The organism is Lacipirellula limnantheis (assembly GCF_007746075.1).
Lineage (GTDB): Bacteria > Planctomycetota > Planctomycetia > Pirellulales > Lacipirellulaceae > Lacipirellula > Lacipirellula limnantheis.
The window spans coordinates 403,317-418,040 of sequence record NZ_CP036339.1; the positions used below are offsets into that span (position 1 = coordinate 403,317).

At 63.2% G+C, this 14,724-nt stretch carries 9 protein-coding genes; 1 reads left to right on the forward strand and 8 read right to left on the reverse strand.

The genetic code is table 11. The features are described from left to right. The first annotated feature begins 4 nt into the window (after window positions 1-4). Window positions 5-2,968 (forward strand): polysaccharide biosynthesis/export family protein, encoded by a 2,964-nt coding sequence (locus I41_RS01600; RefSeq protein WP_145430333.1) that lies wholly within the window; start codon window positions 5-7, stop codon window positions 2,966-2,968. Between the two features lie 175 nt (window positions 2,969-3,143). On the opposite strand, the gene sdhB is transcribed toward I41_RS01600, so the two are convergent. The 8 genes from sdhB to I41_RS01640 form a co-directional block, all read right to left on the reverse strand. After that, on the reverse strand, window positions 3,144-4,004 hold the full coding sequence (sdhB, locus tag I41_RS01605) for a succinate dehydrogenase iron-sulfur subunit (RefSeq protein ID WP_145430334.1): 861 nt from the start codon (window positions 4,002-4,004) through the stop codon (window positions 3,144-3,146). A gap of 54 nt (window positions 4,005-4,058) precedes the next feature. After that, complete coding sequence (locus tag I41_RS01610) at window positions 4,059-5,414, reverse strand: PQQ-binding-like beta-propeller repeat protein (RefSeq protein ID WP_210421087.1); 1,356 nt, start codon at window positions 5,412-5,414, stop codon at window positions 4,059-4,061. 33 nt (window positions 5,415-5,447) lie between these two features. Further along, on the reverse strand, window positions 5,448-6,182 hold the full coding sequence (locus I41_RS01615; protein ID WP_145430335.1) for a hypothetical protein: 735 nt from the start codon (window positions 6,180-6,182) through the stop codon (window positions 5,448-5,450). A 351-nt stretch (window positions 6,183-6,533) separates the two neighbouring features. Next, window positions 6,534-8,537, reverse strand: a complete 2,004-nt coding sequence (sdhA, locus tag I41_RS01620) for a succinate dehydrogenase flavoprotein subunit (RefSeq protein WP_145430336.1) — start codon at window positions 8,535-8,537, stop codon at window positions 6,534-6,536. A gap of 61 nt (window positions 8,538-8,598) precedes the next feature. Next, the gene (locus tag I41_RS01625; protein ID WP_246133777.1) at window positions 8,599-9,459 is read right to left on the reverse strand and encodes a succinate dehydrogenase cytochrome b558 subunit; all 861 of its coding nucleotides are present in this window, start codon (window positions 9,457-9,459) and stop codon (window positions 8,599-8,601) included. A 315-nt stretch (window positions 9,460-9,774) separates the two neighbouring features. Then, the gene (locus I41_RS01630; RefSeq protein WP_145430337.1) at window positions 9,775-11,361 is read right to left on the reverse strand and encodes a tetratricopeptide repeat protein; all 1,587 of its coding nucleotides are present in this window, start codon (window positions 11,359-11,361) and stop codon (window positions 9,775-9,777) included. Between the two features lie 354 nt (window positions 11,362-11,715). After that, a complete protein-coding gene (locus I41_RS01635) occupies window positions 11,716-12,390 on the reverse strand; it encodes a hypothetical protein (RefSeq protein ID WP_145430338.1) in 675 nt (224 codons plus the stop codon). A gap of 263 nt (window positions 12,391-12,653) precedes the next feature. Beyond that, entirely contained in the window at window positions 12,654-14,432 is a 1,779-nt protein-coding gene (locus I41_RS01640; protein WP_168206607.1) for a S41 family peptidase, read from the reverse strand. Between the last annotated feature and the right edge of the window lie 292 nt (window positions 14,433-14,724).

Here is a 14,724-nt window from a genome sequence, read left to right on the forward strand (position 1 = left end):
GCGCATGACGCCCGCCGACATCGCCGCCGCCCTGGTTCGCACGACGCTCGCGACGTCGGCCGCCGCGCTCGCCGCCTGGGCGCTGCTGACGCTTCTCCGCGTCGACTCGCCGCGGATCCACCGCATCGCCTGGCTGCTCGTCATCGCCCAAGGCTGGCTCTTCTTCCCGCTGACGATCGAAATCGAATCAGAATCACCTCCACCAACAACCAAGCGAGCCGCTGGCCTTGTGCCAGCGGGAATGCACGAAACGGAAACTTTCGAGATCGAGAATGAAGCCGAATGGGGTCGGGGACCTTTTGCGACTAGCGACTCTCCATTGGTGGAAGCCCCGCTATCGCAAAAGGTCCCCGACCCCTTCTCATTCGCCATCGCCGCTTGGCTTCTCGGCGCGATCACTCTCGCCGCCATCGCCGTCTGTCGCTACTTGCAAGTGCTTCGCACGCTCCCGCTCGGTTCCCCGCCGGACGATCCGCGGTGGCGAGCCGAATGGCACGCCGCCCGCGCCGCCGCCAAACTCCGCCGCCGCCAGTCCGTCGAGCTGCGCATCACGACCAGCCTCGGCCCGCTCCTCCACTGGGCCCCCTGGGCCTACCTGATCCTCGTCCCGCGCCCCCTCTGGACCACGCTCGCCACCCCCCAGCGGCAAGCGATCCTCCGCCACGAACTCGCCCACCTCCGCCGCGGCGACCTCTGGAAATCACTCGCCATCCGCGTCCTCGCACTGCCGCAATGGTTCAACCCGCTCGCCTGGCTCGCCATCCGCCGCTTCGACGAAGCCGCCGAATGGGCCTGCGACGACGCTGCCGCCGCGACCGCCGCAGGCCGGCTGAAGTTCGCCAAGTCCCTGCTCCAATCCGCCGAGTACGCCGCCGTCCCCTTCCCCGCCAGCGCCCCAGCCGCCCGGGGCGTGCTGACGCGAAGAATCCATCGCCTCGTTAGTCCGAGATTCAAGGAGGAATCGAAGATGAAACTGCTGCTTGTCCCAATGTTGCTAGTGCTGGCGGCCGTCGCTCAGGTCGTTCGCATCCAACGCGTCGTTGCCGACGAACCTCAACAGCCGCCCGCCTCCGGTATTCGGTCGCTTGCAGAGGAATTCTCCATTCCGCTCGCTGAACGCCTGGAGAATGCCAAGCAGCGGCACGCGCAGCTAATCGCCGAGAGGCAGCGTCATGTGGACGCCGCCAAGAGTTCGAACCTCCCGGCGGCGCAGGACGTCAGTCACTCAGGCCCGCCATTGAGTCAGGAGCAAATCGACTTCGATCGCCTTACGAAGGAGTTTGAAAACTTCGCTGGCATGGACTACGTCATCGAGCCGCCCGATATCCTTTCGATCAAAAGCGACAAGCTCGTGCCGAAGGCGCCCCACCGCCTTGAAACGTTCGACAAGTTGCAGATTCGCGTGACAGGCGCAATCCCCGAACAGCCGATCGACAACGCCTACAACGTCGACGCGGACGGGACCGTCAACCTCGGGCCCACTTACGGCCGCATCGCGGTGGTCGGGCAAACGATTCAAGAAGCCGATGACGTAATTCGCGCAGGGCTTTCCAGGGTCCTTCCAGACGTCGACGTCACGGTCACTTTGCTCGCGTCGTCGAGCGCTCAGGCGATCACCGGACAACATCTAGTCGCCATGGACGGTCGCGTCAATCTTGGTTTCTATGGATCGGTCTTAGTGACGGGGATGACCCTCAAGGAAGCCCGTGCCGCGTTTGAACGGAAGCTTGCCGAGCAGTTCGACGATCCGAAAGTCTCCGTCAAGGTGTTGGCCTACAACAGCAAAGTCTACTACGTCATCACGCAAAGAAGGGGGGGTGGCGACGAAGCCACGCGACTGCCGATCCCATTCCCAGTCGACGGCAGAGAAAACGTTGCCGAAGCCCTGGCCCGAGTTTACGACAACGCTGACCGAACGCTGAAACTGAAAGAATTGGCCGATGCGTCGCTCACGTTAGTTCGCCCAGCGCCGAACGGCGTCGGCCTCGAGCGCGTCTATCCTATCGTTTGGGATGCGTCGACCCAGGCGCCGACCCCGCTAACCAATCACGGAATGCTTCCAGGCGATCGCATCTTCGTCGAATTGAAGCCAGCTGCCGCTTTGCCCAAAAAAGCATATTCAGTAAAGGATGTAAACGGACGCGAATTCACCATCGAACCGCGCTTCCTTCCGAACGTTCGCGGCTCCAGGAAATCGATGCCGACTGGCGCGGAGGGTGGCAGCGAAGTTGGCACGAACAATTCAACACCGTCGAAGACTCACACGACCGACAAGGCCGCTTACCGCCTGCAACCCTACGACACGATCAAACTCCGCGTCGCGCGCCCGCATCGCCCGGCACACGTCCTCACTTGGGGCGACCTCGAAGGCGAGTTCACGCTCTCGCGCGACGGATCAATTTACCTGGGCGACGATTTAGAATTGGCGCAACTTGCGGGAATGACCTCTGAGGAGGCTTGCACTGCGATCGAACGCCAACTCCGTGAGGTGGCGCCGGAATGCAAGGCAACACTCGAACTCGGCCCGCTGGCGTCGGAGAAGTTTTTTGTGTCGATCCAGCGTCCCGACGGAACCGAGGTTGCCGCCGGTGCGATGCCTGTCGATGCCAGTGCGCCGGCGTCGACGCACCTCGGCAGCTTGAGGCATTGGCTGGGGACGGCGTTCGAGGAAGCTGATTGGGAACTCGCCGAGCCGGCCGACTCCAACGTCCGGAAGGCCTATCTGCCGGGACCTGGCGATCGATTAGTGATCAAAGTACGGGCCGACGCCGAGCTTGGGCTCCTGGAGTCGCCGCCATCACGACCAAATTATAGGGTTACCGTCCCCCCGCCCATGTGGATCGAAGTCTTCGGCAAGAAGACCAGAGGGTTCCGTATAGCGCCCTTGCCCGGTTGGCGTGCACTCTACAGCACGCAATTCGACCATCCCGACGTCCAACGTCCCGCTGGCCCGAAGTACGCCCGCTAGCCGGAGGCCCACGGCCTCCGGGCGGCGCCAACGATCGACGTAGAATTCTACCAAGCCCATTGAGCCGCGGGCGACAGCCCGCGCGTACCCGCTGAGAGCGGCGGGGCTAAATGGCCGTTGCGGTATGGTGCACGCACCGCTACGGCGATATATGAAGAGTTAGTGATCCGATTGCTTACGAATCAAACCACTTCGTCAACATCCGCACCGTCGTCTGCCGTCCGGCCCGAGCAATCGACCGCGTCAGCGGAATGCTCTTCGGGCACACCGCCACGCAGTTCTGGGCGTTGCCGCAATCCTGGATGCCGCCCGGCGCCATGAGGGCGTCGAGACGCTCGCCCTTCTTCATGGCGCCCGTCTGATTGTCGTTGAACAGCATCGCCTGGCTGATCGCCGCGGCGCCGACGAACCCTTCGTCGAACGCCTCGTCCTCGCGACGGTGGTATTCAACGTCGCTCTCGCCGGGCAGTCGTTCCAGTTCGATCTTCGTATACTGCGGGCAAGCCTCGACGCAGCAGCCGCACGTCATGCATTCAGAGAGCGGGTAGCGCGTCCCCTGCATCTGCGGCGACTCGCGCGGGCCGGCGCCTCGATCGAAGTAATCGTCCACTTCGATCCATGCCTGCACTTTCTCGAGCGCCCGAAACATCCGGCGCCGGTCGACGCAGAGGTCGCGCAGCACGGGGAACTTGCTCATCGGCCGCAATTCGATCGCTTCATTCTCCTCGAGCAGCCGGTCAACCAGCGCCGAACAGGCTTGGCGCGTGCGTCCGTTGATCAGCATCGTGCAGGCGCCGCAGACCTCTTCGAGGCAATTGCAGTCCCAGGCCACCGGCGTCGTCGACTCGCCGTCGGCGGTGGTCGCTTGCGTGGCGATCTTCTGCAAGACGCTGATGACGTTGAGGTTCGGTTCGTACGTCACCCGGTGACGCTCCCAGCGGCTCCCTTCGCCCGGCGCCTCTTGGCGCAGCACGCGCACCTCGAACGAGTGAGGCTTCTTCGACTGGTGGGAATGACCGTTAGCGTGAGCAGACATCGAAAGTTCCACAAAATGGGCAGTTTCGCCGGAGATTGTTGAATTGTAGGAGAATCAGTTCCCCTCGCCAACCTCGGCCAGATTGACGCGAATCAGTTCCTTGTCGTTGCGGGCGAAGACGCTCTGCATGGCAAACGCCGGGTGCGACCACACCGTCATCCTCCGCTGGATTGGCTGCAACGGCTCGATCAGCTGCGCCCGGCTGATTTCGCGGTAACCGCCGCCTGAGAGCTCCGCGGTGATCAGCTCACCTTGCTCGTTGGCGATGTAAACTCGCCGGCCGCTCATCTCGCCGTGAGGGATGAGAAACGCATTCCACCACCGCCCCTGGCCCGTGGCGTCGAGCGTCTCCCACACCATCTCGCCGGTGTCGGTCTTCAAGCACCGCAACTGGCCATAGCTGCTGATCCCGTAGATAAAGTCGTCGGTCACAATCGGCGTCGGCATGATCGAGTGAATGCTGTCGTTCTTCAGGTCATTGTTCCCGGAAGCGGTCGTCCAAAGCACGGTCGGCGTGACGCCGTCGGCGCCGAGGGCGATCATCATCGGTCCCTCGTAGAACGACGTAACGAACAGTCGATTGCCGATCTGCCGCGGCGTGGCGACGCACAGCGCCGCCTGCAGCGGGAACGGAACCTCCCACAACACCTTGCCGCTGGTCGGATCAAGCGACGAAACGTGCGATGCGTGCCAGACGATCAGCTGCCGGCGCCCGCCGAACTCCAGGATCACCGGCGGGCAGTAGCCGACTTCGGGATCGTTGAGCGCCCGCCAGCGTTCCGCGCCCGTCAGCTTGTCAAAGCTCACCACCAGCGCCCCATTCTCGCCCCCGGCGAGCACGATCACCTGATCCCCCTCGATCAACGGCGCCGCCGCGAGGCCCCACGTCGGCAGTTTCGTTCCCACGTCGTCCGGAAGGTATTTCGACCAAACGACTTCGCCAGTTTCAGCCTTGAGGCAGAACAGATGCCCCACGGCGCCCAGCGTGTAAACCCGCTCGCCATCGACGGTCGGCGTCGTCCGCGGCCCCAGCGGATAGCTGATGCCGTATGGAGCATCGTACTGGTGCTTCCATAGCGGCTTGCCGTCGTCGGCGGCGAAGCAGAGGACCCGTTCCAGGTTCTTCTCGGCGAGACGATCGGTGACGAAGACGCGGCCAGCGGCAACGGCCGGGCCCGCGTAGCCAGCGCCAATCGGCGCCGACCAGACGCGCGGCAATACTCCTGCCGGCAGCTTTTCGACGACCCCCGCTTCACGCCACACGATGTCTCGGCGCGAGCCTCCCCACTGCGGCCAGTCGTCAGCGCGGAGCGAACCGGCGGACGAGAGTAAACAAACCATCGCCGCGGCACACAACGGCGGCAGACCGAGGACTCGAAACCATGGGCCTAAACAAAGTGCACGATCCATGGCTGTCCCCGTCATTGTTAGCCTCCGGCGCCGCTACTTAGCGGCCGGGGGCTTGCCGGCCTTCACCGCGACGCCGTTCAACTGAAAATCATCCCAGTTGCCATTGTCGTCGAACGTCCCCAGCCCCACCTGGCCCCAGGTAAACGTCCGATCCTTCGCCGCCATGAACGGCTTGTCCATGTCGTCGAAGAACACCTCGATCGTCCCGTCAGCGACGCGACGGACGACGCGCACTTCATGCCAGCCCGCCGTCCAGGGGGTTCCCTCGGCCGTCTTCGTGGTGATCGGCGTCCGCGCCGCGTTGTTCACGATAAAGATCTGACACGCGTTCGGGTCCGACTCCGCGCCGAAGTGAACGTAATAGTAGTGCGACGGATCCTGATAGCCCCAAAAGATGCACATGTCGCGATGGGGGCCGGCGTCGACGTTGGTGCTCTGCACCTTCGCCGTCAGTTCGAAGTCGCCGACCGTCAGGTCCTTGAGCAGCGCGAAGTTCGGCGGACTGCGAAACGGCGGCTGATAGTCGCTTGTCCCGGTCGTGCGAAACGCCTTCGTCGCCTTGCCGGCGGGGCCCTTCAATTCGACGACTTCCCATGAGGGCTGAGCAATGGCATCAGTATCAGAAGGTTGCCAGCGCTCGATGCCGTTTTCGAAATCGTCCTCGTAGAGCAGCGGGAGCGTTTCGGCAGCGAAGAGCGGTTGCCAGCCTAGGGCAATCATCGTCATCGCACAAATGGACAATGAGGCAACGCAGCGGAGAAGCTTCATGGATGTGCTCGAGAAGAGTGCGGTGGATCAATCGCCGTTTTGTCCGCTGGGCAATGACACTTAGGTCAAGATTTAAGAGGGGCCGGTATCAAGAGAAAAGAACCAACCGTCGAGATCAACCTGCTCGCAGCCTGCTTCAATGGCGCGACTCATTAGTTGTAGATCCTCCGGGGAGATTGACGCGGCCAAGCTGCGAACAAATCGCTCCCACTCTTCCCGCTCCTCCGGCGTCCGCTGATTTCGATCGTTATTGGCATCCGGCGGAATTGAACTTTCAATAAATCACGGAGCCTTCAAGCCGATTCGCAGCCCATGCTGTCGCTACGCGCAACGGCGACTTGCTGGCTTTGCTCACGCCCCCACTGGCTGCGGAGCATGAGTCGCCTTCGCCCCATTGCTCGCATGCTTCGCCTGCCGATCGCGCCACGCCTCTTCAATGATCTCGGCGCCGACTAAGCCGTACAACCGCGGCCGCGGCGGGACGATCGTCGTATCAACCTCTTCGTACCGGAGGTGCGGTTCGCCCTGGCCGTCGACTTCAGCGATCGTCGTCTTCAGCCACTTGCGGTTCTTCTCTTCGAATGCGTCGCACCACTCCTCCGCCTGGCGGCGCTTCTCGGCGGGCGAGGCGTCGGCGTCGATGCCCGGCATGTCGAACGCCGGCTTGTAATGGGCCCCGCGGCATTCGTCGCGCGCCAGTGCCCCTTTCAGGATTGCCTTGGCGATGGGGAACATGTCGCGCAGCGACTTGGTGAACAAAACATTCTGATTCGTCCAATTACCCGTGTCCGACAAGGCGCACTTCTCGACCCGTTCGGCCAGGTCGTTCACCTTCTCGACTGCGTCGCGCAGCTGGCCGTTCTCGCGCACCACCGTCGCCGCCTTCGTCATCACGTCGCCGAGTTGCTGGTGAATGAGGTACGGATTCTCGCGCCCCGCTTCGCGCTTCAGCAGTTCGTCATGCTCCAGTTGCTTCACGGCCCGCTGGCCGCGGAGGAGTTGATCGTACTTTTCGTCGCTGGCGGAATCCTTCAGCGAACCGATCGCCTTCTGAATCCCAGGCGCCGCAAACAACCCGCTGAAGATGCACGACAGCAGCGAGTTGGCGCCAAGGCGATTCGCGCCGTGATACTGATAATCGCATTCCCCGATGGCATAGAGCCCGGGGATGTTCGTCTGCTGATTGCGCGGCGAGCCGGGAACCAGCCCCCCGGCCGGAGTCCGCTCGTAGTCGGCCCACAGTCCGCCCATCGAGTAGTGAACGGCGGGGAAGATCTTCATCGGGACTTCCCGCGGATCGACCCCCTGGAATTTCTCGTAGATATGCAGAATGCCGCCCAGCTTGCGATCGAGTTCTGCTCGCGGAATGTGCGTCAGGTCGAGATAAACGCTCTGCTTGTCGGCGTCGACGCTTAACCCGTCATTCACGCAGACGCTGAAGATCTCGCGCGTCGCGATGTCGCGCGGCACAAGGTTGCCGTACTTCGGATAGCGCTCCTCGAGGAAGTAATACCGCTCGCTCTCGGGAATCTGCTTCGGATCGCGCGGATCGTGGGGCTTGCGCGGCACCCACACCCGCCCCCCCTCGCCGCGGGCCGATTCGCTCATCAGCCGTAGCTTGTCGGCCCCGGGGATGGCGGTCGGATGAACCTGGATGAATTCGGCGTTGGCGTAGATCGCCCCGGCCCGGGCGGCACGGCTCGCGGCGGCCCCGGTGCAGGCCATCGACATCGTGCTGCGGCCAAAGATCAGCCCGCAGCCGCCCACAGCCAGCACCACCGCGTCCGCAGGAAAGGCGCGAATCTCCATGCTCACCAGGTTCTGGCCAATCCCGCCGCGGCAACGGCCATCGTCGTCGAGGACCGGGCTCAGGAAGTCCCAGCCCTCGTACATCGTAATCTTGCCGGCCGCGTGCCAGCGGCGGACCTGCTCGTCGAGCGCATAAAGCAACTGCTGACCCGTCGTGGCGCCAGCGAAGGCAGTGCGCTTGAACAGCGTTCCGCCGAACCGTCGTTGGTCGCGAAAGCCCTCCGCGGTGCGGTTGAACGGGACGCCGATGCGGTCCATCAGATCGATGATGCGCGGACCCCAGTCGGTCATTTCCTTGACGGGCGGCTGGTGCTGCAGGAAGTCGCCCCCGTAGACGGTATCGTCGAGATGCTTCGCCTCGTTGTCGCCCTGCTGTCGCGTGAGCTCATTGACGCTGTTGATGCCCCCTTGGGCGCAAACGCTGTGCGACCGCTTCACCGGCGTGAGGCTCATCACGTCGACGTCGACTCCCCCTTCGGCCAGTTTCATCGCCGCGGCCAAACCAGCCAATCCGCCGCCAACCACCAACACGCGTTGCTTTGCCATGATCGAATGCCTTCAATCCAAACGTTGCGCCGCGCACTGGCGCGGACGACCAGTCATTGAGTTAATTAGCCGCGGCGCTTGTCTCGGATTCGCCGCCGGCCGCCGGCGCGTCGCCCTCGGTCGGCAGCGGGTCGGCCACCTTGTGGGAGTTCTCTTGCACTTCGCCGGTGGCGATCTTCGTTTGAATCATCAAGTCTTCCTGAGCGCGGACCTGCCGCAGCTTCGCGGGATCGTCGACCGCCGCCCGTATGCCGAACAGCGCGGCCGCGCTGACGCCCATCAGCAGCAGCCCAAAGGCGCCGCAGACGTACGACGCGCGGCGCTGGGCCCGCGGACTCGTCCAGACGCCCCAGGTAATCCCCATCGTCCACAGGCCGTTGGCGAGGTGATAAACGCACGCCGTGATGCCCACGGCATACAGGACCACCACGACCACGTTTTGCAATGCTTCGCCCGCGGTGCTCGTGGCGTTGTAGGGCCGAAACTGTCCGCCGCCCAGCGGTTCAACGACGTAGTGCAGCCACGATTCGTTGTGAATCCACCCATGCATGTGGAAGACGTGCAGCATGATGAAGAAGAACGCGATCACCCCCGTCGCCCGTTGCAAGGTGTAGCGATAGTTCGCCGCGTAGGGGTAGTTGTGCGTGTTGGGCATGCCGCCCGCGATGATGACGAAGCCGAAGATCGCGTGGAACAGGATGGGAATGAAGATGAACGTCCACTCCACCAGCGGCAGCAGCGCGCCGAGCTTGTGGATGTTCAGCACGTTGTTCTGGAACGTGGCGGCGCCGTTGATGACGCTGGCGTTGACGATCAGGTGGACCACCATGTAGGCGCCCACAGGAATCAAACCGCAAAGCGAGTGGAGGCGGCGAATCAGAAAGTCGTTGCGAACCAGAAACGATTGACGCGAGCTGTCCACGGCGGCGTACTTTCCACGCTAGCGGGGCGAGGCAATTGGGCCGAGGCGCGCGAGGCCTGCGGGAACCCTGCCACAAGCGGTTCAGTATAGGGGAGCCCCGACGAGTCGCAAGGCGGCCGCGGGCCTGTGGCCCGTGGTCGGTAGTCAGTTGTCCGAAGTTAGTTGCGATCGCTCCGGACTCCGCACCGCCTAGGGTCGTAACCGACCGCTGACCATGGACGACTGACCAAAACCAACAAAAAAAGGGCAAGTCGCGAGGACTTGCCCTTGGTCGTGTTGTCGCAGTATCGCAGCGACGATCCGTTTGCCGGCGCGTCAGTTGCTCGCCGACTGCTTCTGGTTCAACTCATCGGCCTTGCGTTGGTACTCGTCGGCCAGATCATTCTTGCCGAGTTGACGCAGGGCTTCGATCATCCGCGCGTACATCTTCGGCTGCGGGTTGTCCTGCAGCAGCGCGAGACGGAAGAAGTCGGCCGCTTTCCGGTAGTCCTTCAACTGCATGTACGCATAGCCGACGTTGTAGTAGTTGTCGCCGACGTCTGGTTCCCAGCGAATCGCGTCGTTGAAACACTCGATCGCCTTCTTGTATTCCTTCAGGTCCATGTACGCGCGGCCCTTGTTGACGTGGGCCAGCGTAAAGCCAGGCGCTTTCGCGAGGGCCTCGCCGTAGGAATTGATCGCGTCGCGGTGGTTTCCCTGCTGGTGGTGCGTAAAGCCAATCCACAGGAACACCCGCGGATCTTGATAGCCGCTGCCCGTGGCCGAAGCTTGCTCGAAATCGCCCCGCGCGAGGTCGGCCTCGCCCATGTAGTACCAGCAGATGCCGCGGTACATGAGCGCATCGGCGATGTACTCGGCGTCTTGACCCGGAGGAATCTCGCTCACGGCTCGCGTGAACGAATTCACCGCATCGCTGTATTGTTTGAGCATTCGCTCGGCGCGTCCCTTGCGGAAGTAAGCGCGACCCTCTTCAGGAAAGCGTCCCTCGAATTTCGCGATGATCGCGTTCGCGTCGCTGATGGCGGCGTTCAACTCGGCTTCCGCCTTCTTGGCGTCCTTCTCCTTTTCGGCGAGCTTCAGATTCGCGTCGGCCCGCAGCGTGTAACCGGCGACGAAGATCTCGGGATCACCCCGCTTCTCCGGTTTGTAGGCTTCGATCGCCTTGGTCAATGCACCAATGGCTTGAGCGTAGTCGTCCTGAAACAGGTAGACGTTCGCCAGCACCGCGAAATTCTCATGGTCCGCCGGATCGACTTCGGCGGCCTTCTTCAGATCGACCTCCGCCTTGTCGAACTCGCGCAGCAAGGCATGCGCGTAGCCCCGGTCGCGATAGGCGCGGGCGTCGTTCGGATTGCCCGCGATCGCGTCATCCAGCCGGCGAATCGCCGTCGTCGCAGCCGCTGCGTCGCGGCTATAGTTGACCAGGATGTGGCCGATGTTTGACAATACCTTCGGATCGCCAGGCGTCTTTTCCACGGCGTTGTTGAAGTCCTGCGACGCGGCGTCAATTTGCTGCAGTTCAAGCATGCATTCGCCGCGGCCGTTGTACGCGGCCGCTAGGTTCGGGTCGCGATCAATCGCCTGGCTGTACGCGGCCGCTGCCTCCTGAAAATCCTCGACCGCCTTCAGCACCTCGGCCTTGCCGAGCCACGCTTCGGGAAAGGTGTTGTCCACCGCAATCGCGATGTTGAATTGCGCGATCGCCTCGTTGTACTTCTTCTCGCCGAGCAGTCTCTCGCCTTCGGCCTGCGCCGTCAGCGCTTCCTTGAGACGAATGAGTTGTCCCGTCTCCGGTTGTCCCGTCTCCGCTGGCGCCGCTTCTTGCGCCTGGACACGGCCCTGAAAGGCAACCACGGCGGCCACGCCGCACGCCAACCATGCGAACTGCTTCAAACGACTCATGAAAAGTCCCTCGATCCGAGGAAAAAAGCCAAGATGACCGTCAATCGACGCGCGATGATTCAGCTGGAATCGTAGGTCTGGTGATTCAGAAAGAGTAGCCTGCTAAATCGCCCCGCGTCGGTTCATGGTAAACGGGCCCACAAGCCAACGCACGCGAATTGCCGAGCAGAGACGCTCAATTTCATCCCCGGCGCGCAGGCTAAGCCGAGCGTGCAGATTTTGCCGCGAAAGCGCCCATCGGCAATCGCCGGCGCGGACATTCGGAGCCGACGGATATGCCGGTTGTGCCGAGATCAGCGCCCAGCGGCTGGTCCACGGCTCGCGCGGGATGGCGTTGCCAGAACCCCGGCCTGACTACCGTTGCGCGGCGCCGGCAAACGTCGCCGACGGTTCTTCGTCGTCGGGAGTTGCCACGGCGTATCGGCCGTACGCCTTATTCGTGCGCGTGAATTCCTCGGCGAACCCGACCGCCTGTTCGTCGGTGAACTTCCGCGGAATCGTCCGCTTCAGCTTGCCGAACTCATAGATGTGCACGACATGGTCCGCTGGCGGCCCCGCCGGTTCCGGCGGCGCGGGAGCGGGCGCCGGATCCTCGGCTTTTGGCTCAGCGAACGCGGGAACTTCCGCAACCGTCGGCGGCTTCTCCGCGAACGGCGGATCGTCTTCGTCCTCGTCAATGTCGAGCCCATGGGCGAAGCTAAGGTACCCCACCGGCGCCTTGTCGACCGGCGTCTTCGCCGGCGGCAATTTTGGAATCGGACCGGGAGACTTTGGCCCCGCTTCCGATTCGCTCCGCTCCTCGCGGCGCGCTTCGCGCTTGGCGGCAGGCTTCTCCGCTTTGCCTTCACCGCGGGCCGCGCGCTTGGGGGCGCGGGCAGGCTTTTCAGCCTTGTCCTTCGCAGCCGGCTTCTTCTTCGTCGGCTTCGCCTTCGGCTTTTCCTCTAGCTCCGAATCGTCGTCGTCCGTGTCATCGTCGTCGACGAAGTCGAACTCCTCGCCAAACAAATCGTCATCGTCGTCGTACGGCATCGTCCGGATCGCCCGAGGAACCGGGCGCGGATAGAGGAAGGGCACGGGAAGCGGCCGCCAGCGAGGCAATCACGCGAGCGCCAAACGTTCGTGCGGGAAAGGTGAACCGACCAGTATCGCCCGGAGCAACGCTGGGAGTCAACCAGCCGTTGGAAGGAGTCAGGTGTCAGGAGTCAGGGGGCAGGAGTCAAAAAGGCCAAGGGAAGCGGGCGTCAGCGTGTTTACTGACTCCTGATCCCTGACTCCCGACTACTCACGAGCCCCTACTTCACCGCCCCATCGGTCGCCGGCGAGGCCAACCGTTGCTGGGCCGCCCGCACCGCCGCCTGGATGCCAGCTTCCAGCACTGCATCTTGGCCGACAATCGTCAGCTCGCTCGCGCCGGTGGTCGGCTTGGCCGCTGTATTTCCGCCCGGAGCGACGTTCGCCGCGATGGCGACCGGCTGCTGGATCGGCTTGGCCGCCGTGCGCGGCGACTCGATCGGAATATTCGGGGTCACGCCATTCTTGCTGATCTTCTGTCCGTTCGGCGAGAAAAACAGTGCCGTCGTCAGCCGAATCCCCGCCCCAGCGTAGCCGAGCGGAAAAATCCCCTGCACCGAGCCTTTGCCGTACGACTTCTGCCCCACGATGTCGCCGCGGGCATTGTCCTTGATCGCCGCCGCAAAAATCTCGCTCGCACTGGCGCTGTCGCCGTCCACCAGCACCACCAGCGGCACCCGCCAGGTCCCGCCGTAGTGGGCCTGGTAGTTAAAGTCCTCTTGAGCGCTGCGCCCGCGGGTCGAAACGATCCCCCCTTGCTGGAGGAACTTATCTGCCACTTCCACGGCCGCCGTCAGCAATCCGCCCGGGTTGCCGCGCAGGTCGAGCACCAGCGACCGCATTCCCTTGGCATGCAGGTCCCACAGCGCTGCATCGAGATCGCGGCTCGTCGTTTTCTGGAATGCTGGAATCTTAATGTAGGCCACGCCGTTCACCGGGTCGGCAATCTTCACGTCTTCCAGGCTCGGGACTTCGACATGCTCGCGACGCACCGTCAGTTCGCGGCGTTGTCCAGCCGTTTCCGCGACGACGCGCACCGCCGTTCCTTCTTCGCCCGTCAACATCGCCGCCGCCTCGTCGGTCGACAGCTCTTGGGTCGAACGCCCGTCAACCGCCACGATCCGGTCGCCATCCTTGATTCCCGCCCGCTGCGCCGGGCTGCCCGGAATGACATGGACGATCAGCAAGGCGCCATTGTCGGCCTTGAGCTCCACGCCCAGACCGACGAAGTTCCCTTCGATTTGCGAATAAACGTCGCGCAGCTGATCCGCCGTCAGGAACGCCGAGTAATCGTCCAAACCGCCGGCAGCCGCCGCGGTGAATTCCAAGAACGTCGCCGCCTGACGCAGATTGCAGCGACCCTCAACCAGCCGCGCCACTTCCGCCGCGAATGCCGCCAGTTCATCCGGCCCATTCACCGGGCGGCTCGTCAACTGGTATAGCTCGCTCCGAATGGCGGCCCGCTGCTCCTTCGTCAGGTTCAGGCCGTTCGTCGTGCAGAACGTCGTTTCGCCGAGGCCAATGTCAACCGCCGCGGCGCCGCGCTGGGCCAGGTACTGCCACCGCGGAGCGGTCACGTAATGCGTGTTGATTTTGCGGGCCAGCTCCAAATAGAGCGCCGCCGCCTGCTGCGGCGTAAGCGTCTGCACCGACTGGACGAAGCTGCGGTCGGCATACCGCCGATCGAGACTGAAATGCAGCTTTGCCACGTCGCTCCGCTGTTGCAGCGCAACATTCTCGGGCGACTCGCGGAGCGCTTCTTCGTAATGGGTGACCGCTTCGCCCCATCGCCCCAGCGACTCCAACCGAGAGCCTTCCGCCAACACCGCGTCGAACGACGTCGCCGGCAACTCGGGAGCCACGAAGACCGGCTCGGCCGATCGCGTCAGCTGTTCCTGCGCGGCAAGCGGCGCCGATGAAAACGAGAGCGCGGTCAGACAACAAATCGCCAAGGCGAGCGACAGCAAGGCTCGTCGTTGCCAGAAGACCCAAGAGTGCATGAGTTGCTCGTTCCGTGCGGTGGGGAGGGTCGCTAGGCGCCTCATGGAGCGAGCAAATCCGCGCTAATGGCGGACTGGCTGCTCGAGGCTGAAGGTGAGCATCCATGCGGTGGGAAGCTTGGCGAACAGGGGTCGCTATCGCCAGCCACCAGCAATATAAGTCACAGCTAGCAACCGGTCAAAAAACCACGCGCTGCGAACATCACAATTCTGCGAACGCCGTTCGGCGCCATCGTCAAAAGCGTTGCGGCAATCCCTCGCGCCAAGGCCAAGGGGTTCCGCTCACGAAAGC